This is a genomic window from Myxococcus dinghuensis (genome assembly GCF_024198235.1).
GTDB classification, from domain to species: Bacteria; Myxococcota; Myxococcia; order Myxococcales; family Myxococcaceae; genus Myxococcus; species Myxococcus dinghuensis.
Genome location: NZ_JAKCFB010000035.1, coordinates 69729 through 94354, shown reverse-complemented (window position 1 = coordinate 94354; position 24626 = coordinate 69729). Strand labels below are relative to the sequence as shown.

Annotated in this window: 19 protein-coding genes; 8 read left to right on the top strand and 11 right to left on the bottom strand. The window is 69.8% G+C overall.

Annotated elements, in window-relative coordinates; translation table 11 throughout:
• Positions 1–64: 64 nt before the first annotated feature.
• Positions 65–439, top strand: coding sequence for a LysR substrate-binding domain-containing protein (locus tag LZ198_RS32905; RefSeq protein WP_323383156.1), 375 nt, complete (start codon positions 65–67; stop codon positions 437–439).
• 97 nt (positions 440–536) lie between these two features.
• Here LZ198_RS32905 and LZ198_RS32900 read toward each other — a convergent pair whose 3' ends face one another.
• From LZ198_RS32900 to LZ198_RS32885, 4 genes are all read right to left on the bottom strand, one after another.
• Positions 537–1310, bottom strand: a complete 774-nt coding sequence (locus LZ198_RS32900; RefSeq protein WP_253976089.1) for a carboxymuconolactone decarboxylase family protein — start codon at positions 1308–1310, stop codon at positions 537–539.
• An 11-nt stretch (positions 1311–1321) separates the two neighbouring features.
• Positions 1322–2554 (bottom strand): NAD(P)-dependent alcohol dehydrogenase, encoded by a 1233-nt coding sequence (locus LZ198_RS32895; protein WP_253976088.1) that lies wholly within the window; start codon positions 2552–2554, stop codon positions 1322–1324.
• 33 nt (positions 2555–2587) lie between these two features.
• A complete protein-coding gene (locus LZ198_RS32890) occupies positions 2588–3595 on the bottom strand; it encodes an aldo/keto reductase (RefSeq protein ID WP_253976091.1) in 1008 nt (335 codons plus the stop codon).
• Positions 3596–4049: 454 nt separating this feature from the next.
• Positions 4050–6092, bottom strand: a complete 2043-nt coding sequence (locus tag LZ198_RS32885) for an LTA synthase family protein (RefSeq protein ID WP_253976087.1) — start codon at positions 6090–6092, stop codon at positions 4050–4052.
• Between the two features lie 371 nt (positions 6093–6463).
• Between LZ198_RS32885 and LZ198_RS32880 the strand changes: the two genes are divergently transcribed.
• Complete coding sequence (locus LZ198_RS32880) at positions 6464–7402, top strand: Kdo hydroxylase family protein (protein ID WP_253976086.1); 939 nt, start codon at positions 6464–6466, stop codon at positions 7400–7402.
• Positions 7403–7483: 81 nt separating this feature from the next.
• On the opposite strand, the gene LZ198_RS32875 is transcribed toward LZ198_RS32880, so the two are convergent.
• The 5 genes from LZ198_RS32875 to LZ198_RS32855 all read right to left on the bottom strand — a co-directional run bounded on the left by LZ198_RS32875 (position 7484) and on the right by LZ198_RS32855 (position 11672).
• Complete coding sequence (locus tag LZ198_RS32875; RefSeq protein ID WP_253976085.1) at positions 7484–8308, bottom strand: LytR/AlgR family response regulator transcription factor; 825 nt, start codon at positions 8306–8308, stop codon at positions 7484–7486.
• Positions 8301–9371, bottom strand: coding sequence for a sensor histidine kinase (locus tag LZ198_RS32870; protein WP_253976084.1), 1071 nt, complete (start codon positions 9369–9371; stop codon positions 8301–8303). Before LZ198_RS32870 ends, LZ198_RS32875 begins: the two co-directional genes overlap by 8 nt.
• 283 nt (positions 9372–9654) lie before the next feature.
• A complete protein-coding gene (locus LZ198_RS32865) occupies positions 9655–9918 on the bottom strand; it encodes a hypothetical protein (protein ID WP_253976083.1) in 264 nt (87 codons plus the stop codon).
• A gap of 131 nt (positions 9919–10049) precedes the next feature.
• Complete coding sequence (locus LZ198_RS32860) at positions 10050–10946, bottom strand: hypothetical protein (protein WP_253976082.1); 897 nt, start codon at positions 10944–10946, stop codon at positions 10050–10052.
• A 126-nt stretch (positions 10947–11072) separates the two neighbouring features.
• Positions 11073–11672, bottom strand: coding sequence for a hypothetical protein (locus LZ198_RS32855; RefSeq protein WP_253976081.1), 600 nt, complete (start codon positions 11670–11672; stop codon positions 11073–11075).
• 320 nt (positions 11673–11992) lie between these two features.
• Between LZ198_RS32855 and LZ198_RS32850 the strand changes: the two genes are divergently transcribed.
• The 5 genes from LZ198_RS32850 to LZ198_RS32830 all read left to right on the top strand — a co-directional run bounded on the left by LZ198_RS32850 (position 11993) and on the right by LZ198_RS32830 (position 22299).
• On the top strand, positions 11993–12715 hold the full coding sequence (locus LZ198_RS32850; RefSeq protein ID WP_253976080.1) for a CsgG/HfaB family protein: 723 nt from the start codon (positions 11993–11995) through the stop codon (positions 12713–12715).
• Positions 12712–14154, top strand: a complete 1443-nt coding sequence (locus LZ198_RS32845; protein ID WP_253976079.1) for a FlgO family outer membrane protein — start codon at positions 12712–12714, stop codon at positions 14152–14154. The genes LZ198_RS32850 and LZ198_RS32845 overlap by 4 nt, the downstream gene beginning before the upstream one ends.
• 372 nt (positions 14155–14526) lie before the next feature.
• A complete protein-coding gene (locus tag LZ198_RS32840; RefSeq protein WP_253976078.1) occupies positions 14527–15792 on the top strand; it encodes an MFS transporter in 1266 nt (421 codons plus the stop codon).
• A gap of 98 nt (positions 15793–15890) precedes the next feature.
• Positions 15891–19394, top strand: coding sequence for a pyruvate carboxylase (locus tag LZ198_RS32835; protein WP_253976077.1), 3504 nt, complete (start codon positions 15891–15893; stop codon positions 19392–19394).
• Positions 19395–19491: 97 nt separating this feature from the next.
• Entirely contained in the window at positions 19492–22299 is a 2808-nt protein-coding gene (locus LZ198_RS32830) for a M20/M25/M40 family metallo-hydrolase (protein WP_253976076.1), read from the top strand.
• Between the two features lie 107 nt (positions 22300–22406).
• On the opposite strand, the gene LZ198_RS43510 is transcribed toward LZ198_RS32830, so the two are convergent.
• Together LZ198_RS43510 and LZ198_RS32820 are read right to left on the bottom strand one after the other, a co-directional pair.
• On the bottom strand, positions 22407–23444 hold the full coding sequence (locus tag LZ198_RS43510) for a HEAT repeat domain-containing protein (RefSeq protein ID WP_253976075.1): 1038 nt from the start codon (positions 23442–23444) through the stop codon (positions 22407–22409).
• A 180-nt stretch (positions 23445–23624) separates the two neighbouring features.
• Positions 23625–23978, bottom strand: coding sequence for a DoxX family protein (locus LZ198_RS32820; RefSeq protein WP_253976074.1), 354 nt, complete (start codon positions 23976–23978; stop codon positions 23625–23627).
• A 174-nt stretch (positions 23979–24152) separates the two neighbouring features.
• Between LZ198_RS32820 and LZ198_RS32815 the strand changes: the two genes are divergently transcribed.
• On the top strand, positions 24153–24548 hold the full coding sequence (locus tag LZ198_RS32815) for a winged helix-turn-helix transcriptional regulator (protein ID WP_253976073.1): 396 nt from the start codon (positions 24153–24155) through the stop codon (positions 24546–24548).
• Positions 24549–24626 lie beyond the last annotated feature (78 nt).

Genomic DNA, 24626 nt, shown 5'->3' with positions numbered 1-24626 from the left:
CCGCTGCGCCTCCTGACGGAACTGCTCCAGCTCCTTCTCCAGCTCCACGGACCACCTCCTGCGTGTGGCCGCTGGAGGTCTCACGAGATGCTGGGGCCCGTCACGACGGGGCACGGCGAGGTCTTACACGGGTACCGCATACGCGTGGGAGCTCGAGCGCGGACGCCAGACCTGGCGCGTCCCCATCCGTGGCGGCATCGTCACCAACGACGGGTTGATGTGCGCGACGCTGGCGAAGCTCGGTCTAGGGCTTGCCTATGTCCCTGAACCCGCGGTGAACAGCGAGCTTCGAAGCGGGCAACTCGAGACCGTGCTTGACGCCTTCGCCCCCAGGGTCCCAGGCTACTTCCTCTACTACCCCGGTCGCGCGCAGCGCACGACGCCCCTTCGGCTGTTCATCGAGACAGCGAAGGAACTCTCGCTTCGCGATGTGAAGTAGCCCCGTCGCACCAAGCGCGGGGACCTCGACTCGACATGTGAGGTCCCCGCAGACTGGCAATGCGCGCTCACGGCCAGGATGAGCCTGGTCGATTGGCTCAGTTGGGACGCTTCTCGAGCACGTCCTTGACCGTGGGCAAGGCGGAGAAGACAAAGGGCCAGCCTGCGTAGAAGGCCATTTGTGTCATCGCCTCCGAGACTTCCGAGCGTGTCACGCCGTTGTCCATCGCCTTGTTGAGATGAAAGGCAATCTGCGCCACCTGACCGGTTGCGACCAGGGCACTCACCGTGACCAGGCTTCGGTCTCGTGGCTCGAGGTCCGGGCGCAGCCACAGGTCGCGGAAGAGGAGTTGCTCCGAGTACCGTACAACCCCCGGTGCGACCTGGCCGAAGTTCTTGTCCGTCTGCGCGGCCCGCTTCTCTTCCGCGACCTCATCGAGCGGCAGGCGCGCCCCAGTGGCCGCTGGTAGCTGGCTCGCGTCGATACCACGTGCGTCGAACACCGGCTTCGCCGCCGCGACCGCCGCGATGGCGTTGGCCCAGCCGGAGTAGAAAGCAAGATGCGTAATGACCTCGGAGAGTTCAGCAGGCGTGACGCCGTTCTCGAGTGCGAATCCGAAGTGGTAGGGCTCCATCACCGTCTGGTTTCGAGCGATCAACGTCGCCACGGTGACAAGGCTCCTGTCGCGCGGAGACAGGCCAGGCCGCTTCCACAAATCGCCGTGTAGTGCCTCGCGCGTGTAGCGCTCGAGCGCTGGAGACACCGCCCGCACCTCCTCGAGCGTGGGCGCGATATCGCGAGGGGCTGGCGCGCGCACCGTGCCACAAGCGGCACAGGCGAACGCCACCATGCATGCGGAGAATTCCTTCATTCGATGAGGCCTCATGCCTTGTTCACGTCGACGACGAAACGGTAACGCGCCTGCTTTGCGACGACCTTTGCCCATGCGTCGTCGATCTGGCCCATGCCAATCTTCGTCACGGCCGGACGAATGCCGTGCAAGGCGCAGAAGTCGATGAGTTCCTGCGTCTCGCGGATACCTCCGATGCAAGAGCCCGCGAGCGAGTTGCGTGCAAGCACCAGGTTCACCGGGCCGTACTGGGTCGGCTCCGTGAACTTCCCGACCCCGACGATGCACATCGTCGCGTCTCGCCGAAGGAGCGGGATGAAGAGGTCGATGTCGTGACGATAGGGGGATGTGTCGAGGATGAAGTCGAACTTGCGCTTCAACGGAGCGAGGTCGCCCCCCTCCTTGACCACCACGACCTCTTTGGCCCCGAACCGACGGGCGTCGGCGGCTTTTCCAGGCGTCGTCGTGAAGACCGTGACTTCAGCCCCCATCGCCTTCGCAATCTGGGTCGCCAGATGGCCGAGCCCCCCCAGCCCGATGATGCCCACTCTCTTGCCCGGCCCCGCGCTCCAACGACGGAGCGGCGAGTAGACCGTGATGCCAGCGCACATGAGAGGACCGGCCTCGGCGAGGTCAATCGCGCTCGGAACATTGAGTACGTAGTCCTCGTTCACCACGTTGAACGTGGAGTAGCCACCCTGCGTCATCGTGCCATCACGGTCCTTCGACCCATAGACCTGGGTCATCCCGTTCTCGCAGTACTGCTCGAAGCCGGCTGCGCACTCGGAGCAATGCCCGCATGAGTCGACGATGCAGCCGACTCCGACGCGCGAGCCCACCTTGAACTTGCTGACGCTCGAGCCAACCGCGACGACTTCTCCAGCCAGTTCATGGCCGGTGATGAGGGGATAAGGAACCGGTCCCCAATCGCCTCTCACCGTGTGGATGTCGGAGTGGCAGATGCCGCAGAAGTGAAGCTTGATCGCGACGTCCTTGGGCCCCAGCGCCCTTCGCTGGAACCTCAAGGGCTTGTGGCCACCTGTCGGCGAGTACGCCGCCATCCCTTCCACAGGGAACGGCCCCTGGCCGGGCGCGGGAGGAGCCCCCGGCGCCGCATGCGCTGACGCTGGCGTAGCGCTGACGAGCGTGCCGACACCCGCGCTCACCGCGGCCAGCGCGCCGGACAAGATGAACCCACGCCGACCGACCTCCTGGTTTTCGTTCTCGTCGTCCTGACGGTCTTCGGGTCTGTTCTCGATGCGCATCTTCAATCCTTCGTCTCGGCGCCACATGCCAGCTCACTGCCCGATCTGTCGCTGCTGCGCGGCGGGATATCGCGCTCCGACAATTTCGATTCTTGAAACAGCCGCATTGAGGTCGTGAAGCTCGGCGGACGTCAGCGTCATCTCGGCGGCTCGCAGGTTCTCCTCGAGGCGAGCCAACTTGGTCGTGCCCGGAATGGGAACGATCCACGGCTTCTGTGCGAGCAACCACGCCAGCGCGACCTGCGCCGCGGTCCCCCCACGACTCCTGCCGAAGCGACTGAGCGCCTCCACGAAGGCCATGTTCGCCCGCAGCGCCTCGGGCGTGAACCGAGGCAGGGTGTCACGATTGTCGTTTCCCGAGTCGAAGCGCGTGTACTCGTTCAACGCGCCGCCGAGGAAGCCTCGGTTGAGGGGGCTGTAGGGAACGAAGCCAATCCCCAACTCCTCGAGCACTGGCAGGACGCCCTTCTCGGGCTCCCTCCACATCATCGAGTATTCGCTTTGAACCGCGGTCACGGGTTGAACGGCATGTGCCTGGCGGATCGTCCGTGCCCCCACCTCGCAGAGCCCGAACCGCTTCACCTTGCCCTCTCGAATCAGCTCGTTCACCGCGCCAGCGACGTCTTCAATGGGGACGTCAGGGTCGAAGCGGTGCTGATAGAAGAGGTCGATTGCCTCGATGCGGAGTCGCTCGAGCGAGGCCTCCGCGGCTTTGCGGATGTTCTCGGGCCGGCTGTTCATCTGGCCCTCGAGGTGCTTTCCGTCGACGATTCGGTGGCCGAACTTCGTCGTAATCGCGACCCTGCCCCGATACGGGGCGAGCGCTTCACCCACGAGTTCTTCATTGAAGAAGGGGCCGTACACTTCAGCGGTGTCGAAGAGCGTAACGCCACGCTCGGCGGCCTGCCGAATCAGTGCAATCATGGCACTGCGCTCGGGAGCGACGCCGCGGTTGTAGTTGAGCCCCATGCACCCGAAGCCGAGCGCGGAGACCTCCATGCTGAAGCGCCCCGAGCCCAAAGTGCGGCGACGGCTGAGCATGGCGAGATTCAAGTCCGAGGACTGGTGCGACGGCGACCGCTCCAGAGTCGCGGGCTCTACCTTGGAGGCGGACAGGGACGGCACCGCACACGCAGCAGTCCCGAGAGCACCTCCAACGAGTAGTGCCCGGCGATTCAGCAAATGGGTGTTCTCCTGGTTATCACGGCTCATGTGGAGGCCTCATCGTGAGTTACCTCCAACGGATAGCCACACCCCTCGGTGGCGACTAGGAGTCGACGGATGAATGGCCTGTTAAGCGCAGTTCGACAATGCACCGCCGCGCACGCGACGGTCCGCATGACGAAGGCGCCGGGGAACTGGAGTTGCGTCCCCACCGGCCTCCCGGCGCGCTCTCAACCAGCCCCTCCACCTCGAAGCACTCCGAATCGCGTTGCCAGCCCCGCCCCAGAAAGGAACTGAAGCCGGCGAAGGGAGGCCGCCAGGCGGAGCAGCGTCAAGGTCGATGGGCTTGAATCGAGGCCCCCCTCGGAGCGGGACGCGCGAAGCGTCGCTCCAACGTGGGCCGGCGCCCCTTCGGGCAGCCAACGCTCCGCGGTCCGTCGCCTTTCGCCCCGGACGTGTTCGCCGCGTTGAGACACGGCCGCGCGCCATACGTGGACACGGCCTCCCGGGTCCGCGCCGCGCTGAAGTTCTCTCCGACCAGCCGGTCGTACGTGAGCAGGCGATAGCGCCGCATCCAGTCCGCCCAGGCCCTCGGCGCGGTCGCGCCGTGGTCCTCGGCCGGCAGGTACTCGCCGCTCGCGGTGCGCAGCACGTCGCCTCGGACCACGGGCAGGACCTTGGACAGCTCCGACACGAACGCGAAGAACGCCGGAGGACGCAGGCCCGCGGTCTCCAGGATGCGCGGCGTGAGCATGCTGATGCTCATGTGGATGTCCTGCCGGGGCACGGGATAGTTCGTCCAGAGCACGACCGGCACCTCGGCCATCCGCTCGCGCTGCGCATCCGTCCACGGCTCCGCGAAGTACCCCGCCTCGCGATAGGACGCATAGTCCAGTCCCAGCATGGGGAGGTGATCCCCGAAGACCACGAGCAACGTCCTGCGCTTGCGCGACTCCAACCTCCGCACCAGCCGCTCCAACGCGGTGTCCATCTGAAGGAGCTTGTTCGCGTAGTTCTTCACCAGGAGCTGGTTCGGGGGCGAGAGCTTCGTCCCCAGCACGTCGATCCGCTCCTGCCCGGTGAGCGGCAGGTTGTACGGCCCATGCGTGGACATCGTCACGGCCATGACGAAGTGCGGCTGACGCTCGTCCGAAAGCTCATCGAGGACGTGGTCGACGACCTCCTCGTCGGACACCCAGGGCCCCTCGAGCCTGGGCGACGGGAAGTCCGTCAGGGATTGGAACGCGTCGAACCCCAGGAGCGGGTAGACCAGGTCCCGGCTCCAGTAGAAGGCGTGGAACGGGTGGATGGCCACCGTCCGGTAGCCCGCGCGGCGGAAGAGGGACGGCAGGGCATCCACGGGGCGCAGCAGGTAGTGCTGATAGGGAAACGCGCCCTGTGGCACGAACGACGAGGACATGCCCGTCAGCAGCTCGAACTCGGAGTTGGCCGTGCCGCCTCCGAACCCCGGGCTGATGAGCGCCCCCGAGCTGTGGCTCGACAGGAGTGACCGGAAGAACGGGAGCGGATCCGCGCTCAACGGGACGCCCAGGCGCGTGGGATCCCACAGGGACTCCGCCATCAGGATGACCACGTCGACGGGCGCGGGCGGAGCCGAGGGAATCACGCCCGGACTGCTCCCCAGCGCCGCGTACACCCGCTCCTCCGAATAGGCGGCCCCCGGGTCCAGTCGCAGCCCTTCCCAATTCCAGAGCATCATCAACGTCAGCCCGTTCACCCGGTAGTTCGAGCGCTGGTCCCACACCTGGTGATAGATGCCGAAGCGATTGAAGATCCGCCCGATGGGCAGGTGCTGCTGGAAGATGACCCCGAGCAGCGAGGCCACGGACACCAGCGCCAGGTTGCGACGCATCCCCCAGGACAGCGGAAAGCGGGGCCGGCCCAACGCGACGGCCCGCACGAGGGCGGCGCACAAGGCCACGAGGAGCAGCCCAGAACCGAGGGCCACCACCGCGCCGCCCCCAGGGAGCAGCGTCGGCGCGAGCGAGGTCACCTGACGCCACTCCAGGAAGTCCCAGGGCATCAGCGGCCGGTCGATGAGCTGCACCTTCCGGATGTGCAGCATGAGCGTGAAGGACATCCCCGCCGCCACCAGGGCCAGCGAGATGCCCAGCCGGTTCGTGGCGGTCCAGAGGACCCCCACCCCCGCGGCAATCACTCCCACGCTGATGAGCATGGAATAGAGGTTGCGCTGGGCAATGCTGCCAATCCCCGCGCTGGAGAACGCGGCGATGGTCAGCTCCACCGCTGCCACGAGGGCCCCCGCGACCACGACGACCCCCACCAGCGGCGCCAGGGAGGAGAGCGAGGGGAGGAAGCCGAATGCGCCAGGAGTCCGTGAACGTCGATCCAACGACAGGTCCCTCCGGCCGACTCACGGCCGGTGAAGGGTTGGACATTACCTGACAGACCCCCTGACATGCCATGCGCCCGAGGTCGGGGGTGGCGTCACCTGCCCTACGGAACGTGGACGCCCTGCGTCGGAGCCGGTTGGCCAGGCCCCTCGGAATGGCCGCCCTCCCCGCCCCACTCCTCACGGCCCCCCTGTCTCATCGACGACGCACGCACCGTCCCATGCGCGGACAGCCATCGCCGCTTCGCGGAGCCGACGTCCAGTGCCTCACATCCTCGGGCGGGCTCCCGCTTGACGCCGCTGTGCACGCGTAGTTGCGTCGCGACCTCCGGGAGGCTCGCCCCCTGGAGGCGAATTCCCTGGGGGGAAACATGCTGGAGACCTTCGACGCCGCGCGGGTGAAGAGCGCGGGAGCGACCGCGTTGTCGGATGCGCTCGAGCAGGGGCGCATCGTCTATTTCCCGGAGAGCCCGGTGGCGTTGCCCACTCCGGGCGACGCGGCCTTCCTGCGAGAGGAATTGCCGGCGCTGCTGAAGCGCAAGAACGTGAGCTATTACCCCGACGCCCAGCGCCTGGTGGGTCTGGCGTCCGAGGGCGCCCACGCGGAGCGCACGCACCACATCCTGCGCGAGCACTCCCAGCGCGTGACGGAGTTCCTCACGCGGGCGATGCCGCTCTTCGTGAAGGACTGGAGCGTGGGCACGTCGAGCTTCCGTCCGCTCCAGGAGAAAGGGCGGCGGCTCGAGGCGCACGCCAGCAACGAGCTCATCCACGTGGATGCGGGCGCCTATGGCGCGACGCACGGGGACCGCATCCTGCGCTTCTTCATCAACCTGCATCCCACGGAGGAGCGGCGCTGGGCCACGAGAGGGACGTTCGAGGCACTCTACTCCCAGTATGGTGCCACCGCGGGCGTGGCGCCCGAGCCCGGCGTCGAGCGCTCCCTGCACCCAGGGCTCGCGGGACGGCTGTATTCGGGGATGCTGCAAGGAGCCTCGCGGCTCGGCGTGCGCATGGCCCGGGTCGTCGACACGTCGCCGTACGACAGGCTGATGCGGCGCTTCCACAACTTCATGAAGGACACCCCGGAGTTCCAGGCGTCGCGTGACGGGTACCAGGAGTTCGGGTTCCCACCCGCCTCCGCCTGGATGGTCCTCACCGATGGCGTGAGTCACGCGTGCCTGTCCGGCCAATACGCGCTCGTCGACACGTTCCTCATCCGCTTGTCGAGCTGCCGGCACGCGCAGAGCGCCCCCTACCATCTCCTGCGGCGCGCCCCCACGGCGGCTCCGACCCGTGCCGCGGCGTGACGACACGGCACGGGCGCGCCCCCAGGATGCGCGCGAACGGGTGACGACGGTGCCCCCTGGCGCGAGACCGCGAACGCCGCGTCAGAAGGGCTGGCGCAGCAGCGCCTCCACCGCCGCCTTCCGTCCGGGGCTCAAGCGCAGACGTGTCCCGTCCCGGAGCACCACGACCCAGCCCTTGTCCACGTCGGGCTCCAGCTCGCGGATGCGGTCCACGTTGACCACGGTGGACCGGTGGACGCGCACGAAGCGGCGCGGGTCCAGCAAGCGCTCCACGTTGTTCAGCGTCTCGCGGAGCATCGGGCTGCGGTTGCCGGCGTGCAGCACCACGTAGTTGCCCTCCGCCTCGCACCAGTCCAGCTCCGCCACGGGCAGCAGCAGGACCTTTCCATCCGTCCTCACCGCGATGCGCTCGATGTAGCCTTCGGGCGGCGGGGCCTGGGAGGGCTGCTCGACCTCGGGAACCGTCCGGTGGGCATCGAGCAGCGACGTCAGACGCCGGAGCAGCTCCCGCTCCCGGCCTTGCTCACGCTGGCGCCGCGCCCGGTCGAACGCCTCGGTGAACCGCGCTTCGCTGAACGGCTTGAGCAGATAGTCGATGGCGCTCACCTCGAAGGCGCGCACGGCGAAGGTGTCGAACGCGGTGACGAAGACGACCGGAGGCATGCGCTCCGGCCCCACCTCGCCCACCACCCCGAATCCATCCATCCCCGGCATCTGCACGTCGAGGAAGACGATGTCCGGCTTCTCGCGGACGATGATCTCCACCGCGCCCCGCCCCCCGTCTGCCTCCAGGACATCACGGACATCCGGCCGCCGCGCGAGCAGGTGCCGCACGTTGTCCCGCGCGGGCGCTTCATCATCCACCACCAACACACGCCAGGCCGTTCCCCCATTCGACTCACCCACGAACCCCGACCTCCTGCGCCGTCATCACCGCGCCCCTCTCCATGAACGGAAGCTCGACCCGCGCCAGGGTGCCACCGCCTGGCGCCTCCTCCAGCGACAAGCCGGCCCCTTCGCCGTACAACTGCTGGAGCCGCGCGCGCGTGTTCTTCACGCCGATGCCCGTCCCCTCTCGGGTCCCCACGGCCTTCGGGCCGGGGCCGTCGTCCCAGACCTCCAGCACCAGGCGTTCTCCCTGACGCCGGGCCCGCACCAGCACCTGCCCCCGAGTCGCCCTCCGGGACGTGCCGTGCTTGATGGCGTTCTCCACCAGGGGTTGCAGGATGAGCGCGGGGACTCGCGCCTCCAGCGTTCCGGGCGCGGGCTCCAACCGGGCGTCCAGCGAGTCGCCGAAGCGCAGCCGCTCGATGCCGAGGTAGCGGCGGACCAGCTCCAGCTCCGCCGAGAGCAGCACCTGGTGGTCTCCCCGGCCCTCGAGGCTGGCCCGCAGCAGCTCGCCCAGCTCCACCAGCGCCGTCACGGCCTCCGGGTTGCGGGACTGCCGCACCAGGGCCACGACGGCATTCAAGGTGTTGAAGAGGAAGTGGGGATCCAGCTGCGCGCGCAGGGCCTGGAGTCGTGCCTCCGCGAGTTGGACGGACCACCGGGCTTCGGCGACCTCCAGCGCCCGCCGATGCTCGAGCGCGTGGAAGCCCAGCCAGCCCGCGAGGAGCAGCAGGTATTCGAACAGCCCCAGCGCGCTCCGCGTCAGCAGGAGCTCGCGGAAGACCTCGACGAACGGGCGCGTCGCCCAGGGGCGCGGCTCCAACCACGACACCACTCCGGCGAGCAGCACCCCGTGGACCAGGACGAAGGCGCCCCCCGCCCCGAGCAAGGGCGCCAGGCCGCGCACCCGTGGCGGCCCCGCGGGTGTCAGCCGACGGAACGTCGCCAGCAGCACCGGACCGAGCAATCCCCAGAGGCTGTATGGAATCAACGCCAGCGCGAGCTTGCGTGAGAAGTCGTGGGGTTCGCGCGCGTACCGCTCCACGGCCTGGGGAAGCGCCGCCACGACCGCCGCCGCCATCCCCCCCCCCCAGAGCGAAAGAGGCCCCGCGAGGACGGCCCGCGTCGCGCGCTCGCGCTGCCCCTCAGGCCCCTCTCCCAGCGGTGTCGCGTCCATGGCTCCCCTCGCGGACAGCGTAGTCGATGCCTCCCATGCGATGGGAGGTCGATACCGCCGCGACGAGCCCCGACGTCCTCCGCCCTCGATTCCTGCCCTCCGCGAGCCGAGTCCACTCACGGCTCCGGCCCCCCACCCGGCAGGAGCGGTCCGCGCCCGGCCTCGCGCGGACCCGCCCCTCGACCGGCTACGGACAGGCGCCCAGCGGATACGTCTTGGGATACGGCGTGAGGGCGCCGGACCAGACGGGCTCCTGCCCGCACTCACACGTCATCGTCCCGAGCACCGACGTATAGGTCTTGTCGTAGTACTTCACGACGTAGTGGCCATCACAGACGGCCTGCGCGGAGACGGTCGACTCCTGCTCCGGCGCGGCGCCCTCGACGGGCTCGACTCCACCACAGGCTCCCAGCAGCACCGCCGACAGCAGTCCTCCGAGAATGCTTCGCATGCGTCCTCCTGGAACTGGATTGCGGGTGTCGACTGCGGGGCCAGCGTAGGCCACCGCCCGCGAGGTCGGAATCCCAGCCGCGTTGACGCACTGCCTCCGTTCTCTCGGATTGGAAAGCTCCAGCCCGCGCGTCACCGGCCCACGTTCACGACGAGCTGCTGGATGCAGGGGCCCGGGGGCAAGGCCACGGTGCCTTCAATCGTGTACGTGTCGCCGGGGGCCAGCGCGCGCTCCAGGGCGCCGCGGAAGGGCACCGCGCGGAAGATGACGGCGTAAGGGTTGCCAGGGTCGTTCGGGTCCTTGTCGTCCTCCGGGCTCCAGATGCCCGCGGCGGACGCGGCGCTGCTCTGGACGAAGGCCACGGGGGTGCCCTCCGGCAGCGCGGTGCGGCCCACGTTCTGGAGCGTGATGCTGACGTGGCGCGCCTCGTAGCCCGGCAGGCGGGAAGGCGTCGTCGTGACGGAGGTCGACACCACGCGCACGCGGGCCGTCGCCGAGCCCTGGTCGATGACCCGGGTCCAGAACCACGGGGTGGTGGTCCGCCCGTTCGTGGCGCGGCTCAGCTCCCCATCCACGACGGCGAGCGTGAGGATGTGGTTCGCGTCCGCCGGGCTCGAGCGGATCTCCGCGCGAAGCCGCGTGGACTGCCCGGGGGCCAGCGTCGGCAGACGCCCCTGGACGAGCGTCTCCGCGCCGAGCAACGAGTCCGCCGCGGGGGGGCCGAGCGACGACGGGTCGGGATGTCCGACGGCGTCCACCGCCGCGTGCGACAGGGTGAAGGGCTGCCCCGCGTCGAGGATGGCATCCGTGATGTTGGTGACGACGAAGGAGAGGACGTAGCCGTCTCCCGAGCGCCGGACTTCCCAGTCGTCGATGGCGATCTTCTCCGGGAGACCGTCCTTGAGCCACCACCAATGCGGCAAGGGAGGCGTGCCGCAGTAGGGAACGTCGATGTCCTGGGCCGCCGCGGTGAGCGGGACCTGGACGAACAAGAGGGCGACGAGCCACAGCCAGGTTCGGATTCTCAAGGGTCTTCTCCTGTTTCCGGTCGGCCTCCAACGCCGTCCCGGCGGACAGCCCCTGAGCAACACGGATGCCAGCGCCACCTCGCTTCGCGGCGACACGCCTTCGTGCTGTCCTTGCATCACCTCTGGCTATGGACGCTGCAATCGCTGCATGCCCCCTGCAGACGTCGCAGGACTCGCGGGCGGCGCGTCGCCGAGGCCGCCCCCGGGCCGTCTCGGGAGGATCGCCAGTGAGCTCGGGCCCGCATACTCCGTGACACCTCCCGGGGTCGCGCACCCGAGCGAGTCCGGCGTCGCCGCCGTCCAGTTGAAGACCACCTCGCGCCCCGCGAAGAGGCCTTCGGTCACGGCCCCCCGCGCCTCGACCATGACCATCCCCGCCATCGAGTGGACGTCCGTGGTCGCGACGAGCGTGCTCGTCTCACCGGTGTTCCAGGTGAACGAGAGCACCGTCTGCGCCTCCACGAGGCCACATCCCAACGTCGCGGTGAACGGGGGGACCTCCATCGTGGCGGACATCAACTCCGGATGCGCCATGGACAGACAGAGCGAGAAGGCCCCGTCCCCCGAGACCGTCACGGGCCGCGCGGAGGCGACGAGCGCGGGCAGGAAGTTCAACGCCTGGGAGCCGAAGCAGATGACTTCCAGCGACTGGGCCCCGCCCACGCCGGGAACTCCCAACAGCAGGAGCAGGACGCTCCAGGTGACGACAGCGCGCGTTCGCCGCATCGGACATTCCCCCTCGAGTGCACGGAGCCCCATCCCCACGTGACGACACCCGCGTCCCGGTGACGTCCGATGACCCACGCGTGGCGAGGCCCTGCTTCCGCGATGCCGGACAACCTAGGGAGACACCTCCAGCGCGTGAAGCGACGCGGCGGTCAGCGTCCGAAACGACACGCGGCCATGCGCCTTCCCGTCCCCGGGGCGATGACGGACCTGGAGAAAGGTACGAGGGTCGCTCCGACACCCGCCCCCGGACGACGCGGGGCGCGAGGTGCCGGTCGTTCTCCTGGACAGGAGTCCCCTGCACTATGATGTCCGTGCGAGTGAGCCCCCCGACCCAGGACGTCAGCTCCGATGAAGCCCCACCCTCGTCGCGCGTCCGAGGAGGAACACTCCACGTCCTCGCGGCCCCGCCGTCGGAGGACACTCGCCCGTCGCCCGCGCGGCGACGCCTCACCACGGCGGGCACCCTCCTCCTGGTCTCGCTAGGCCTCGCCCTCCCCGCAATCGTCGCGCACCTCCTGCGCCCCGACACCGCGGCCTCGGACCTCTCGACGGCCCGCCCCGCCCCCCAGGCGCCCCCCGCCCCACGCGCGGAGACGCCCCCGGCCACGGGGCCCGTGCGCCTGTGTGTGCTGCGGTTCCGGAACCTCGGAGGGACGCCCGCGCTCGCGCCGCTGGAGCTGGCCCTGGCGGAGGCGCTGGTGACGGACGTCGGCGCCCATCCGGGCTTCCGGCTCATCGAGCGAGGGCAGATGGACCTCAACCTGGAGGAGCAGGACTTCAGCCAGGGCGCCCGCGTGGACCCGGCGACGCGCGCGCGGTTGGGACGCATCGCGGGCGCGGAGGTGGTCATCCTCGGAAGCATCCAGCAGGCCGGAGACGTGCTGCGCGTCGCCGCGCGCTTCGTGCACGTGGAGACCGGCGAGGTGTTGGAGACCGTCCGCGTGGAAGGCCCTGTGGGCGAGGTCCTGGCGCTCCAGGATTCGCTCGCCGCGCGGGTGCGGGAGCTGCTGCCCCGCCTGCCCGGACGGCTCCGCCCATGAGCGCGTGGGCTTGGTGGACCTTCCTCTTCGCGCTCGGCCTCGCGACGGGGGGCCAGGCCGCGCCCCCGGAGAAGCCTCGCGAGGGCCCCGCGGCCGTCATGCCCTTCCGCAACCTCAACGAGGACCCCGCGCTGGACTGGCTGGGGCGGGGCATGACGGAGACCCTGGTCTCCGACCTGCGGGCCAGCGGCCTCATCCAGGTCGTGGAGCGGGAGCAGCTCACCTCCGCCATCGCGGAGCTGGCGCTCCAGGACCTGTCGCCCGCGAAGGACTCCACCGCCTTGCGCGTGGGGCGGCTCGTCGGCGCCCGGCTGCTGGTGCTGGGCAGCGTCCAGCTCGCGGGAAAGCAGGTGCGCATCAACGCGCGCTTCATCTCCGTCGAGACGGGCGAGGTGCTGGACACCGCCAAGGTCACCGGGCCGCTCACCCGCATCTTCTCGTTGCAGGACGAGGTGGCCACCCGGCTGCTGGGCACGACGCCCAGGCAGCGACCGTCCCGGCCGTCTGGCGAGTCCGCGGTGAAGGCGCTGGAGTCGTTCGGCCGCGCCCTGGGCCCCCATACCGACGAAGAGCGGGCCGTGCTGCTGCGCAAGGTGCTCGATGACGCGCCGGGGTTCTATTACGCCCAGGAGGAGATCACCCGAACCCAGGCGCGCCTCGCCACCTACAGGCTCCAGGCCACCTCCCTGCGAAAAGCCACCCGCAGCAAGCTTCGCGCGATGATGGAGGACGCGACGCTCCGCCCGCTCGAACGTTCGGCGGCGGCATTGCAGTTGCTCGACCACCAGCAGACCCGCTTCAACTGGAGAAGTGGACTCCAGGACACGGAGCGCGTGCTCGAGCTCTCCCTCTCACCCTACCAGGGGCGCGACCCGGACGAGGTCGCGTCCTGGTACCGCGCCCTCGCGCTGTCCAACCTCGAGCAGTGGGACCGCGCGAACGCCGCGGCGGAGGCCTACCTCCAGCGGTTCCCGGAGAGCCCGAACGTCACGGTCATGGAGATGCTGCTGCGCACCAACGCGGTGAGGCGGGCCGATCGGGAACGCGAACGCAAGGAGCTCCTGCGAGACCTCCAGGACCTGGAGACCACCTCCGCGCGGAGCATCGCGGAGTTGGAGGCGAAGAAGGCCTCGACGACGGAGGTGCGACGGGAACGCGACTGGAGGCGCTGCTTCCTGCCGAGCACCGAGCACCACGCGGACCTGGCTCAACCCGCCTGTCGGGCGTACTACGAGACCTGGGGCCCGGGAGCCAACCCGCGGGAACAGGTGCTGGTGAGACAGGCCCGCGACTCGGAGATCACCGCGCTCATCGGCCTGCAACGATACAAGGAGGCACGCGCGCGACTGGACGCCTTCCGCGCCGTGGATCCGGAGGGCGAGCGCGACAGCTTCTCGAGGGCGAGCGTCCTCGCCATCCAGGCCTCCGACGACGACTGAGGGGGCAAGCCCACCGACCACGTCTCCCGGGACGGCCCCCCGCCCGCTCCAGGCCTCACGGCGCCGGCAGCTTCGTCTCGCGCGCATCCGGACCCGTCCTCGGACGACGGCGCTCCCCCCTGGCAGCCCCCCGAGGTGGCCAGCGCCATGGCATCCCCAAGCCCCTCGGCCCCAGGGGCCTCCCGGAAAGTCCAGGGATACCGGTGGGCGTCCAGCCCCCAGGGCGACGTGGGACGAACCCGCGCCCCGGAGGGGTGAGACCTGAATCAAGGTTCATCTTTTCCGGCACTTGGCGGGACACGCGTGTTTGCACGCGCTGCGTCGAAAGAATCGGCCTTGCTCACGAGGGACCAAACCCATTGAATCGCGCGCATGAAATTCCTGCGTGAGCTGCGCTCGGTCCTGAACCTGACGGTGCTGGTGGCGGGGCTGGGCTACTTCGTCGACCTCTTCGACATCACGCTGTTCGGCGTGCTGCGCGTGGCGTCGCTCAAGGACATCGGCATCACGGACCCGGCGGAGATCCTCTCCAAGGGCATCCTCATCTACAACTGCCAGATGGTGGGGATGATGGTGGGCGGCATCCTGTGGGGGGTGCTCGCGGACAAGAAGGGCCGGCTGTCGGTGATGTTCGGCTCCATCCTGCTCTACTCGTTCGCCAACCTGGGCAACGCGTTCGCGTGGGACGTGACGAGCTACGCGGTGTTCCGCTTCCTGGGAGGCGTGGGGCTCGCAGGCGAGCTGGGCGCGGCCATCACCCTGGTCGCGGAGTCGCTGCCCAAGGAGAAGCGCGGCCTGGGCACCACCATCGTCGCCACGCTGGGCATGCTGGGCATCGTCGCGGCGGCGTTCGTGGGACAGCACCTGAGCTGGAAGACGGCCTACCTCACGGGCGGCTTCATGGGCCTGGCGCTCCTGTTCGCGCGCTTCAAGGTCTCCGAGTCGGAGCTGTTCCAGAAGAAGACGGACCCGGCGCGGGCCAACCCGCTGCTGCTCCTGCAGGGCGGCCGCTTCGTCAAGTACATCTGCTGCATCCTGATCGGCGTGCCCATCTACTTCACCACCGGCATCCTCTTCACGTTCGCGCCGGAGCTGACCGCGGGGCTGAACGTGCAGGGCGCCGTGACTGCGGGCAACGCCATCCTCTACGGCTCCATCGGCCTGACGGTGGGTGACCTGCTCGCGGGCCTGTTCAGCCAGTGGCTCAAGAGCCGCAAGCGCGCGGTGGGCGTCAACCTGGTGGGTGGCTTCCTGCTGATGCTCGTCTACGGGCTGGTCCCCGGGCTGACCAGCACCATGGTCTACGGGCTGAGCTTCTGCATCGGCATCATGGTGGGCTACTGGGCGGTGCTGGTGACCATGGCGGCCGAGCAGTTCGGCACCAACATCCGCGGCACGGTGGCCACCACCGTCCCCAACTTCGTGCGTGGCTCCGCGGCCATCGCCGCCAGCGGCTTCGCCTGGCTCAAGGGGTCCGTCTCCGTCCCCACCGCCGCGATCACCGTGGGCAGCATCTGCTTCGGCCTGGCGCTGCTCGCGCTCACCCGCATCGAGGAGACCTTCCACCGCGACCTGGATTTCACGGAGTCCGGCACGGAGCCGGCCCCGGAGGCGAGCCAGACTTCTCGAGCGTCGTGAAACAACGGGTCGTCGGGACCCCTCTCGTGACCTGAACCCGACTTCCCGCACGGACCCCATTGCGTGCGGAGGGGAAGCACCCTATCCCCTCTGCAGCCATGGCCCACTCCTCCCTCCGCCCCATCCAGAAAGTGTTGTGCGCCAACCGCGGTGAGATCGCCATCCGCGTGTTCCGGGCGTGCAACGAGCTCGGCATCCGCACCGTCGCCATCTACAGCGACGAGGACCGCACCCACGAGCACCGCCACAAGGCCGACGAGGCGTACCGCGTGGGCCATGGCAAGCGCCCCGTGGAGGCGTACCTGGGCATCGAGGAGATCCTCGACGTGGCGCAGAAGGCCGGCGTCGACGCCATCCACCCGGGCTACGGCTTCCTGTCGGAGAACGCGGAGTTCGCGGAGGCGTGCGAGCGCCGGGGCATCCGGTTCATCGGCCCGCGCTCGGCGGTGGTGCGGACCATGGGCGACAAGGTCGCGGCCAAGGCGCTGGCCCAGCGCGTGGGCGTGCCCACCGTGCCGGGCGCGACGCTGGAGGGCGACGACGCCCAGGTGCTGGCGCAGGCCCGCGAGTTCTTCGCCCGGCACGGGGGGCCGGTGCTGGTGAAGGCCGCCCACGGCGGCGGTGGCCGGGGCATGCGCGTGGTGCGCGAGGACCGGGAGCTGGAGGCCGCGCTGCTGTCCGCGCGCTCGGAGGCGCGGAGCGCCTTCGGCTCCGCGGCGGTGTTCCTGGAGCGCTTCCTGGAGCGCGTGCGCCACATCGAGGTGCAGCTGCTGGGCGACCTGCACGGCAACCTGGTGCACCTGCACGAGCGCGACTGCTCGGTGCAGCGCCGTCACCAGAAGGTCATCGAGATCGCCCCGGCGCCCAACCTGGCCCCCGCGCTCAAGCACGCCATCTGCGACGCGGCGGTGCGGCTGGCGCGCGAGGCCGGCTACTCCAGCGCCGGCACGGCCGAGTTCCTCGTCTCCGGGGACGACTACTACTTCATCGAGTGCAACGCCCGCCTCCAGGTGGAGCACACCGTCACCGAGCAGGTGACGGGCGTGGACCTGGTGCAGGGCCAGATCCGCATCGCGGAGGGGTACGCGCTGGACTCGCCCCAGGTGGGCATCCCCTCGCAGGAGGCCATCCAGCCCCGCGGCTTCGCGGTGCAGTTGCGCGTCACCACCGAGGACCCCACCAACAACTTCATGCCGGACGCGGGCGTCATCACCGCGTGGCGCGCGGCGACGGGCTTCGGCATCCGCCTGGACGGGTCGAACGGCTACACCAACGCGCACATCTCCCCGTACTACGACTCCATGCTGGTGAAGGTCATCGCGTTCGCGCCCTCGTTCCAGGGCGCGGTGATGAAGGGCCAGCGCGCGCTGCGCGAGTTCCGCATCCGCGGCGTGAAGACCAACCTCCCCTTCCTGGAGAACGTCCTGCGCCACCCGGCCTTCCTGGGGGGCGAGACGTACACGCGCTTCATCGACGAGACGCCGGAGCTGTTCAACCTGCCGCCCCGGAGGGATCGCGCCAGCAAGCTGCTCCAGTACCTGGGCGAGGTCATCGTCAACGGCCACCCCACCATCAAGAAGCACCAGCGGCTCAAGCCCAACCAGTTCCTGGAGCCGCGCCTGCCCGTGGCGCCCACCGGCGAGCCGCCGCGCGGCACCGCGCAGATCCTCGCGGAGAAGGGCCCGCGGGGCCTGGCCGAGTGGGTGCTGGCGCAGAAGCGCGTGCTGCTCACCGACACCACGATGCGGGACGCGCACCAGTCGCTGCTCGCCACGCGCATGCGCACGCGGGACATCCTGCGCGTGGCGCCGGCCACCGCGCACCTCGCCTCCGACCTGTTCAGCCTGGAGAGCTGGGGCGGCGCGACGTTCGACACCTCCTACCGCTTCCTCAACGAGGACCCGTGGGCGCGCCTGCGCTCGCTGAAGGCCGCCGCGCCCAACCTGCTGCTCCAGATGCTGCTGCGCGGCGCCAACGCCGTGGGCTACACCAGCTACCCGGACAACGTGGTGGAGGCGTTCATCGACGAGGCCGCAGAGGCGGGCGTGGACGTCTTCCGCATCTTCGACAGCCTCAACGACCTGGGCAGCATGGACGTGTCCATCCGCCGCGTGCTCAAGACGGGCAAGGTGGCGGAGGTGGCCATCTGCTACACCGGCGACGTCGCCAACCCCAAGCGCAAGAAGTACACGCTCGACTACTACGCGGACCTGGCGAAGCGCATCGAGGACTCGGGCGCGCACTTCCTGTGCATCAAGGACATGGCGGGCCTGCTGCGCCCGCGCGCGGCGGCCATGCTGATGGACCGGCTGCGCGAGGTGACGAAGCTGCCCATCCACCTGCACATGCACGACACGGCGGGCAACGGCGTCGCCAGCTACCTGGAGGCCATCGAGCACGGGGTGCACATCGTCGACGTGGCGCTGGGGAGCATGGCGGGCCTCACCAGCCAGCCCAGCCTCAACGCGCTGGTGAGCGCGCTGCGTGGCCATCCGCGCGAGACGGGGCTGGCCAACGCGCGGCTCCAGCCGCTCGCCAACTACTGGGAGGACGTGCGCGAGTACTACGCCCCCTTCGAGGCGGGCCTCAAGAGCACGACGAGCGAGGTGTACTACCACGAGATTCCCGGCGGCCAGTACTCCAACCTCCGGCCGCAGGTGGCGGAGATGGGCCTGCTCAACCGGTGGAACGACGTGAAGGACGCGTTCGCGCTGGTCAACGTGCTGGTGGGCGACATCCCCAAGGTGACGCCGTCGTCGAAGATGGTGGGTGACTTCGCCATCTTCCTGCTCAAGAACGACCTGATGGTGCGCGCGCCGACGCTGGCCGAGGCCGCCACGCTCACCCACGCGAAGCTCATCGCCGAGGCCCCGCGGCTGGACTTCCCCTCCAGCGTGGTGGGCTACTTCCGGGGCGAGCTGGGACAGCCCCCCAACGGCTTCCCCGAGGACCTGCGCGCCGCGGTGCTCAAGGGCCTGCCGCGCGTGGAGGGCCGCCCCTCCGCGAGCATGGCGCCGCTGGACCTGGAGGCCCTGCGCGCGGAGCTGTCCCAGAAGACGGGGCAGCCGCTGAGCCGCGCGGACGCCATCTCCAGCGCGCTCTATCCGCGCGTCATGGCCGGCTACCTGGACGACGCGGCGCGCTTCGAGGACGTCTCCATCCTCGACACGCCGAACTACTTCTACGGCATGGAGGTGGGCCAGGAGATCTGGGTCGACCTGGAGCCGGGCAAGACGCTCGTCATCAGCCTGTCCGCCGTGGGCGAGCCGGACGAGGACGGCATCCGCACCGTCTACTTCGCGCTCAACGGCCACAACCGCACCGTGCAGGTGAGGGATCGCAGCCGGGCCGCGCGCGTGGAGGCCCGCCGGCAGGCGGACCGCGCCAACCCCAACCACGTCGCCGCGAGCATGCCGGGCACCGTCATCGCGCTGCACGTCAAGCCGGGCGCCAAGGTGGACGCCGGCGCGCCCCTGGTGACGCTGGAGGCCATGAAGATGGAGACGGTGGTGCGCGCGCCCCGCGCGGGCACCATCGCGGAGGTCGCCACCGCCCTGAAGGCCCCGGTCCAGGGCGGAGATCTGCTCGCGGTGCTCCAGTAGCGGTGCTCGGGTGGGAGGGGCGCGGTCGGGCCCCTCCTGCCGGTCCTGGCGCATCCCGACGTTGAGTGAAGGCGGCGGCTTTGCCATGGTCGCCGCCATGAAGCGTGTCCTCCTCCCCTTCCTCGCCCTCGCCTCCTGCGCGACTCCCTCGAGCACCTCGGCTCCGGAGACCGCGCCCACCACCGCGCCCCAGAGCGCCGCGCTCCCCGAGGAGGTCCACCTGGCCGACCTGCGCCAGATGTCCTCCGGTGGAGAGAACGCGGAGGCCTACTGGTCCTTCGACGGCAAGCAGCTCTCACTCCAGGCGCGCCACGGCGACATGGGGTGCGACCGCATCTATCGCATGGCCGTGGACCCCGCGAGCGCGGCGCCCCCGTCGGTGACGCCCGTCTCGAGCGGCCAGGGCGCGACGACGTGCGCGCACTTCCTGCCCGGAGACCAGGAGCTCATCTACGCCTCCACGCACCTGGGCGGCGAGGCGTGCCCACCCCGTCCGGACCACTCCATGGGGTACGTGTGGGCGCTCTACGACAGCTACGACATCTTCAAGGTGAACGCGGATGGCACGGGGCTGACGCGGCTGACGGACACGCCGGGATACGACGCCGAGGGCACCGTCTGCGCGAAGGACGGCTCCATCCTCTTCACCTCCGTCCGGGACGGTGACCTGGAGCTGTACCGGATGGACCGCGACGGGAAGAACGTGAAGCGGCTGACGCACTCGCCCGGCTACGACGGCGGCGGGTTCTTCAACGCGGACTGCACGAAGATCGTCTGGCGCGCGTCGCGTCCCCAGGCGGGCAAGCCGTTGGACGACTACCAGGCGCTGCTGAAGAGGGGCCTGGTCCGGCCGACGAAGCTGGAGCTGTACGTGGCCAACGCGGACGGCTCCGAGGCCCGGCAGATCACCTGGCTGAACGGAGCGGCCTTCGCGCCGTTCTTCCACCCCAACGGTCGGCGCATCCTGTTCTCGTCCAACCACGGAGACCCGAAGGGACGTGAGTTCGACATCTGGGCGGTGGACGTCGATGGCTCGAACCTGGAGCGCATCACCTACGCGCCCGGCTTCGACGGGTTCCCGATGTTCTCACCGGACGGCAAGTGGCTGGCCTTCTCCAGCAACCGCGCGACCGCGCCCGGCAAGAGCGACACCAACCTGTTCATCGCCCGCTGGGTGGACGACGCGAAGCCCGGCACGGCCTCGCCCGAGGCCTCCGCGGACCGCATCCGCCGCGACGTGGAGTTCCTCGCCGCGCCGGCTCGCGAGGGCCGAGGCATCGGCACGAATGGCCTGGACGCCGCGGGCGCGCTCATCGAGCAGCGGTTCCAGTCGCTGGGCCTGAAGGCCGCCGGGGACGACGCGGGCTTCCGCCAGAAGTTCCCGGTGACGACGGCCGCGCAGTCCGGCGCGGGCACGCGCCTGAAGCTCGGGGCGACGGAGGTGGCGAAGGACGACTTCACGCCGCTGGCGTTCTCCGGACAGGGCTCGGTCCAGGGCCAGCTGGTCCTCGCCAGCTACGGCATCGTCGAGCCGTCGCTGAAGGTGGACCACTACGCGAAGAAGTCCGTGAAGGGGAAGATCGTCGTCGTGCGCCGCTTCGTGCCGGAGTCGGCGGCCTTCGCCGAGGCGGACGCGCAGCGCCGCTTCGGAGACCTTCGCTACAAGACATGGCTGGCGGCGGAGCGCGGCGCCAAGGCGCTCATCGTGGTGGACTGGCCGGAGGCGCCCTCCCCGGCGCGCAAGGAGTGGATGCCGCCTCCGGACGCGTCGCTGCCTTCGATCTCCCCCGAGGGGCCGAGCAACGCCGGCATCCCCGTGGTGGTGGTGAAGCGCGCGGCGCTGGAGCCGGTGATGGCGGCGCTCTCCGCGGGGAAGCGCGTGGACGCGGAGGTCGGCGTGAAGCTGGAGTTCGAGCAGCGCGAGGCCTTCAACGTGGCCGCGCTGCTGGAGGCGGGCGAGGGCAAGCTGCCGGGCACGGTGGTGATTGGCGCCCACTACGACCACCTGGGCCTGGGCGGGCGCTCCTCGTTGGCGCCGGACCGGCATGAGCCGCACGGGGGCGCGGACGACAACGCGTCGGGCGTGGCGGCCATGCTGGAGATCGCCCGCGAGCTGAAGGAGCGTCGCGCGGAGCTGAAGCACGACGTGCTGTTCGTGGCCTTCTCCGGCGAGGAGACGGGGCTGCTGGGGTCGACGCACTTCACGCGGCAGCGCGGCGACGCGGGCATGAAGCAGATCGCCGCCATGCTGAACCTGGACATGGTGGGGCGGCTGCGCGCTGGCGGCCTGACGGTGCTGGGCGCGGAGTCCGCGAACGAGTGGGGCCCGCTGGTCGCGGCGGCGTGCGAGAAGGGCCGCGTCACCTGCACCGCGAGCGGGGACGGATATGGTCCCAGCGACCATTCACCGTTCTACGCGGCGGGTGTCCCGGTGCTGCACTTCTTCACGGGGACACATTCGGACTACCACAAGCCCTCGGACACGGTGGAGGGCCTCAACGCGGTGGGCACGGCGCAGGTGGCGCACATCGTGTCGGCCGTGGCGACGGAGTTGGATGACAAGGCGGTGCTGACCTACCGCAAGATCCCCTCGCCCACGCCGCGTGGCGACCTGCGCAGCTTCAACGCGTCGCTCGGCACCGTGCCGGACTACGCGGGTCCCCCCAACGGCCAGAAGGGCATGCTGCTGGCGGGCGTGCGCGCGGGCGGCGCGGCGGATCAGGCCGGCATGCTGCGCGGCGACATCCTCGTGAAGCTCGGCAAGCACATCATCGGCGGCGTGGAGGACCTGATGTTCGTCCTCAACACCTCCAAGCCCGGCGAGACGGTGCGCGCCGTGGTGCTGCGCGAGGGCAAGGAAGTCCCCCTGGAGGTCACGTTCCAGGAGAGCAAGCGCCCCCGGTAGGGCCGCTTCAGCTCACGGCGCGGCCCCTCCCATGACGAGGGGTCGCCCGGAACGCGACCCAGCGCGCGGCGAACGCCCCCTCGCGTCGAGACTGCGTTGGGTTGGCGCTACGCGAGCTGCGCCAGCATCTCCCGGGCGGACTCGCGGGCGTAGCCCTGCCCGTCCCGCGCCACCGTCTCCAGCAGGGACCTGGCCTTCTCCAGGGTGGGCCGCTCCACCGACTCCAGCGCGGTGAGCGCCGCGCCGACCTTCTCCGGGTCACCCTCCGCGGAGAGCTGTCCGGTCAGCAGGGACAGCGCCTCCGGAGGTGGCGCGCCCACGCGCAGGAGCGCCACGGCGGCACAAGCGGCCACGGAGGGACTCTCGTCCTGGAGATGGCGGCGCAGCGTGGCCACCGTCGTCAGCGACGAGAGCCGGGCGAGCCCCAGCAACGACACCGCCTCCAGCCTCACCGGCGCCTGGGGATCCTCCGCCGCGCGCTGGAGCGCGGGCTCCACGGCGGACAACTCCGGCGCGGGCCGGCCCTCGCGCCGCTTCTCCTCCAACAATCCACGGAGCGACATCAACGCCAGGTAGTGCCGCGCGCCTTCCGCCTTCTCGACCTGCTCCAGCAGGGCCGGCATCGCGAGGTCCGGAGCCAGCGCGGCCATCGACCCCACCGACTCCAGCGCGGCCCCCGCGACCGGCTCGACGTCATCCAGGACGCCCAGGACCTTCGGCAGCAACGACACCGCGGCCTTCCCCACCCGCCCCACCGCGCCAGCGGCGGCCCTCCGCACCGCGGGCTTCGGATGCGCCAGCGCCGCCTCCAGCGTGCCCAACGGCAAGCGCGGCACCGCGCGGTAGAGGTTCGCCACCAGCATCGCGGCGTCGTCGACGGCCATGGCCTCCGCGTCCAGCATCGCGACGGACGTGAACACGGCGTCGAGCGCCCCGTCCGCCAGTTGCTCCTGGGGCGGCCACCAGCTCGTCTGGAGGAGCCGGAGGATGGCGCCCCGAGCCCGAGCCCCGGGCCGGATCAGCTCCCCGAGGAGGAGCTGCGCGGCCCGCTCGCGCGTCAGGACCTCGTCCCCACAAAGCGCGTCCCCCAGCACGTCGAGTGCGGTCTCCACGACCTCCGGGTCCGCGACATCGAGGCGAGACACCCATTCATCCAGACCGCGAACTCGGCTCACAGGGTTCCTTGATGCCAATCGAAGCAGTGGGACGCAACCCGAATTCAGACCCGGTGGAGCATCCCGCGCTCGACGGCGATTTCCAAGGCGGTCCCCCCGGCTGCGCTGAGCGGGCCACCGCTCGCCCGACGCCTCCCCGACCAGGGGCCCTTATGAGGCGCGCGCCAGGATGGGGCTCCGCGCCCACCGCCCCCACGCGACGAACAGCGAGAGCCCCACCAGCACGAAGTTGAAGGGCGTGTTCGCCGCCTCGCCGCGCGAGAAATGGAAGACGATGGCGGAGAGCTGGAGCGCCGCGCAGCCCAGCGCCGCGAGGACGGTCAGCCCCGGCCTGATGCGCGTGAGCCCAGGCAGCACGAGCCCCAGCCCTCCCGCGAGGTCCGCCACCGCCGTCGCATACAAGAACCCCGGGGCGACCTGCCCCGCCCACGGAATCATCGAGGCGAGCTGGGGAACCGGCGTGAGGAACTTCCAAAGCGCCGTGCCCACGAAGAGCAGCGACAAGAACCCCTGGACACTCCACAAGCCCCTGGACAGCGCTTTGGACGGACCCGTACCGCCGACGTCTGGCGTCGTCATGACGATTCTCGCGAGGGAAGCGTGACCGGGGTGTCCCTGGTCACGGATGGTGACCTTGTCTACCTTGCATCCCGGCCAGCGGCCCGACAAGGAGGCACATTGAAGTCACCAGGTGATGGGAAGATGACCACGCGCTTCGACAGCGACTGCGTCGCGACGCGGGAGATCCTGAGCCTCGTCGGGGACAAGTGGAGCGTCCTGGTCATCGTCAACCTCGGCCAGGGAACGATGCGCTTCAGCGACCTCAAGCGCACCATCGAGGGCATCTCCCAACGCATGCTGACCCTGACGCTGCGCGGCCTGGAGTGCGACGGGCTCGTCTCGCGAACCGTCACCCCGACGGTCCCCCTGCGCGTGGACTACGCCCTCACCCCGCTCGGTCAGACGCTGCTCGAACCCGTGACCCACCTGGCCATCTGGGCCCAGCGCCACAGGGCGGAGGTCCAACGGGCTCGGGACGCGTTCACGCGCACCGGTGGCGCCAAGGCGAAGTAGCGCCACCGCGCCCGAGGGCGCTCGCATTTCGCGCGAAGGCGGGAAGCAGCGTTCTCTCCTTGGGATTCGATGAGGCTT

Coding starts and splice junctions, on each gene's coding strand:
- LZ198_RS32900 (WP_253976089.1), bottom strand. CDS start 1,310: ATGAAGGAATTCTCCGCATGCATGGTGGCGTTCGCCTGTGCCGCTTGT.
- LZ198_RS32895 (WP_253976088.1), bottom strand. CDS start 2,554: ATGCGCATCGAGAACAGACCCGAAGACCGTCAGGACGACGAGAACGAA.
- LZ198_RS32890 (WP_253976091.1), bottom strand. CDS start 3,595: ATGCTCAGCCGTCGCCGCACTTTGGGCTCGGGGCGCTTCAGCATGGAG.
- LZ198_RS32880 (WP_253976086.1), top strand. CDS start 6,464: ATGCTGGAGACCTTCGACGCCGCGCGGGTGAAGAGCGCGGGAGCGACC.
- LZ198_RS32870 (WP_253976084.1), bottom strand. CDS start 9,371: ATGGCGGCGGCGGTCGTGGCGGCGCTTCCCCAGGCCGTGGAGCGGTAC.
- LZ198_RS32865 (WP_253976083.1), bottom strand. CDS start 9,918: ATGCGAAGCATTCTCGGAGGACTGCTGTCGGCGGTGCTGCTGGGAGCC.
- LZ198_RS32855 (WP_253976081.1), bottom strand. CDS start 11,672: ATGCGGCGAACGCGCGCTGTCGTCACCTGGAGCGTCCTGCTCCTGCTG.
- LZ198_RS32845 (WP_253976079.1), top strand. CDS start 12,712: ATGAGCGCGTGGGCTTGGTGGACCTTCCTCTTCGCGCTCGGCCTCGCG.
- LZ198_RS32840 (WP_253976078.1), top strand. CDS start 14,527: ATGAAATTCCTGCGTGAGCTGCGCTCGGTCCTGAACCTGACGGTGCTG.
- LZ198_RS32835 (WP_253976077.1), top strand. CDS start 15,891: ATGGCCCACTCCTCCCTCCGCCCCATCCAGAAAGTGTTGTGCGCCAAC.
- LZ198_RS32830 (WP_253976076.1), top strand. CDS start 19,492: ATGAAGCGTGTCCTCCTCCCCTTCCTCGCCCTCGCCTCCTGCGCGACT.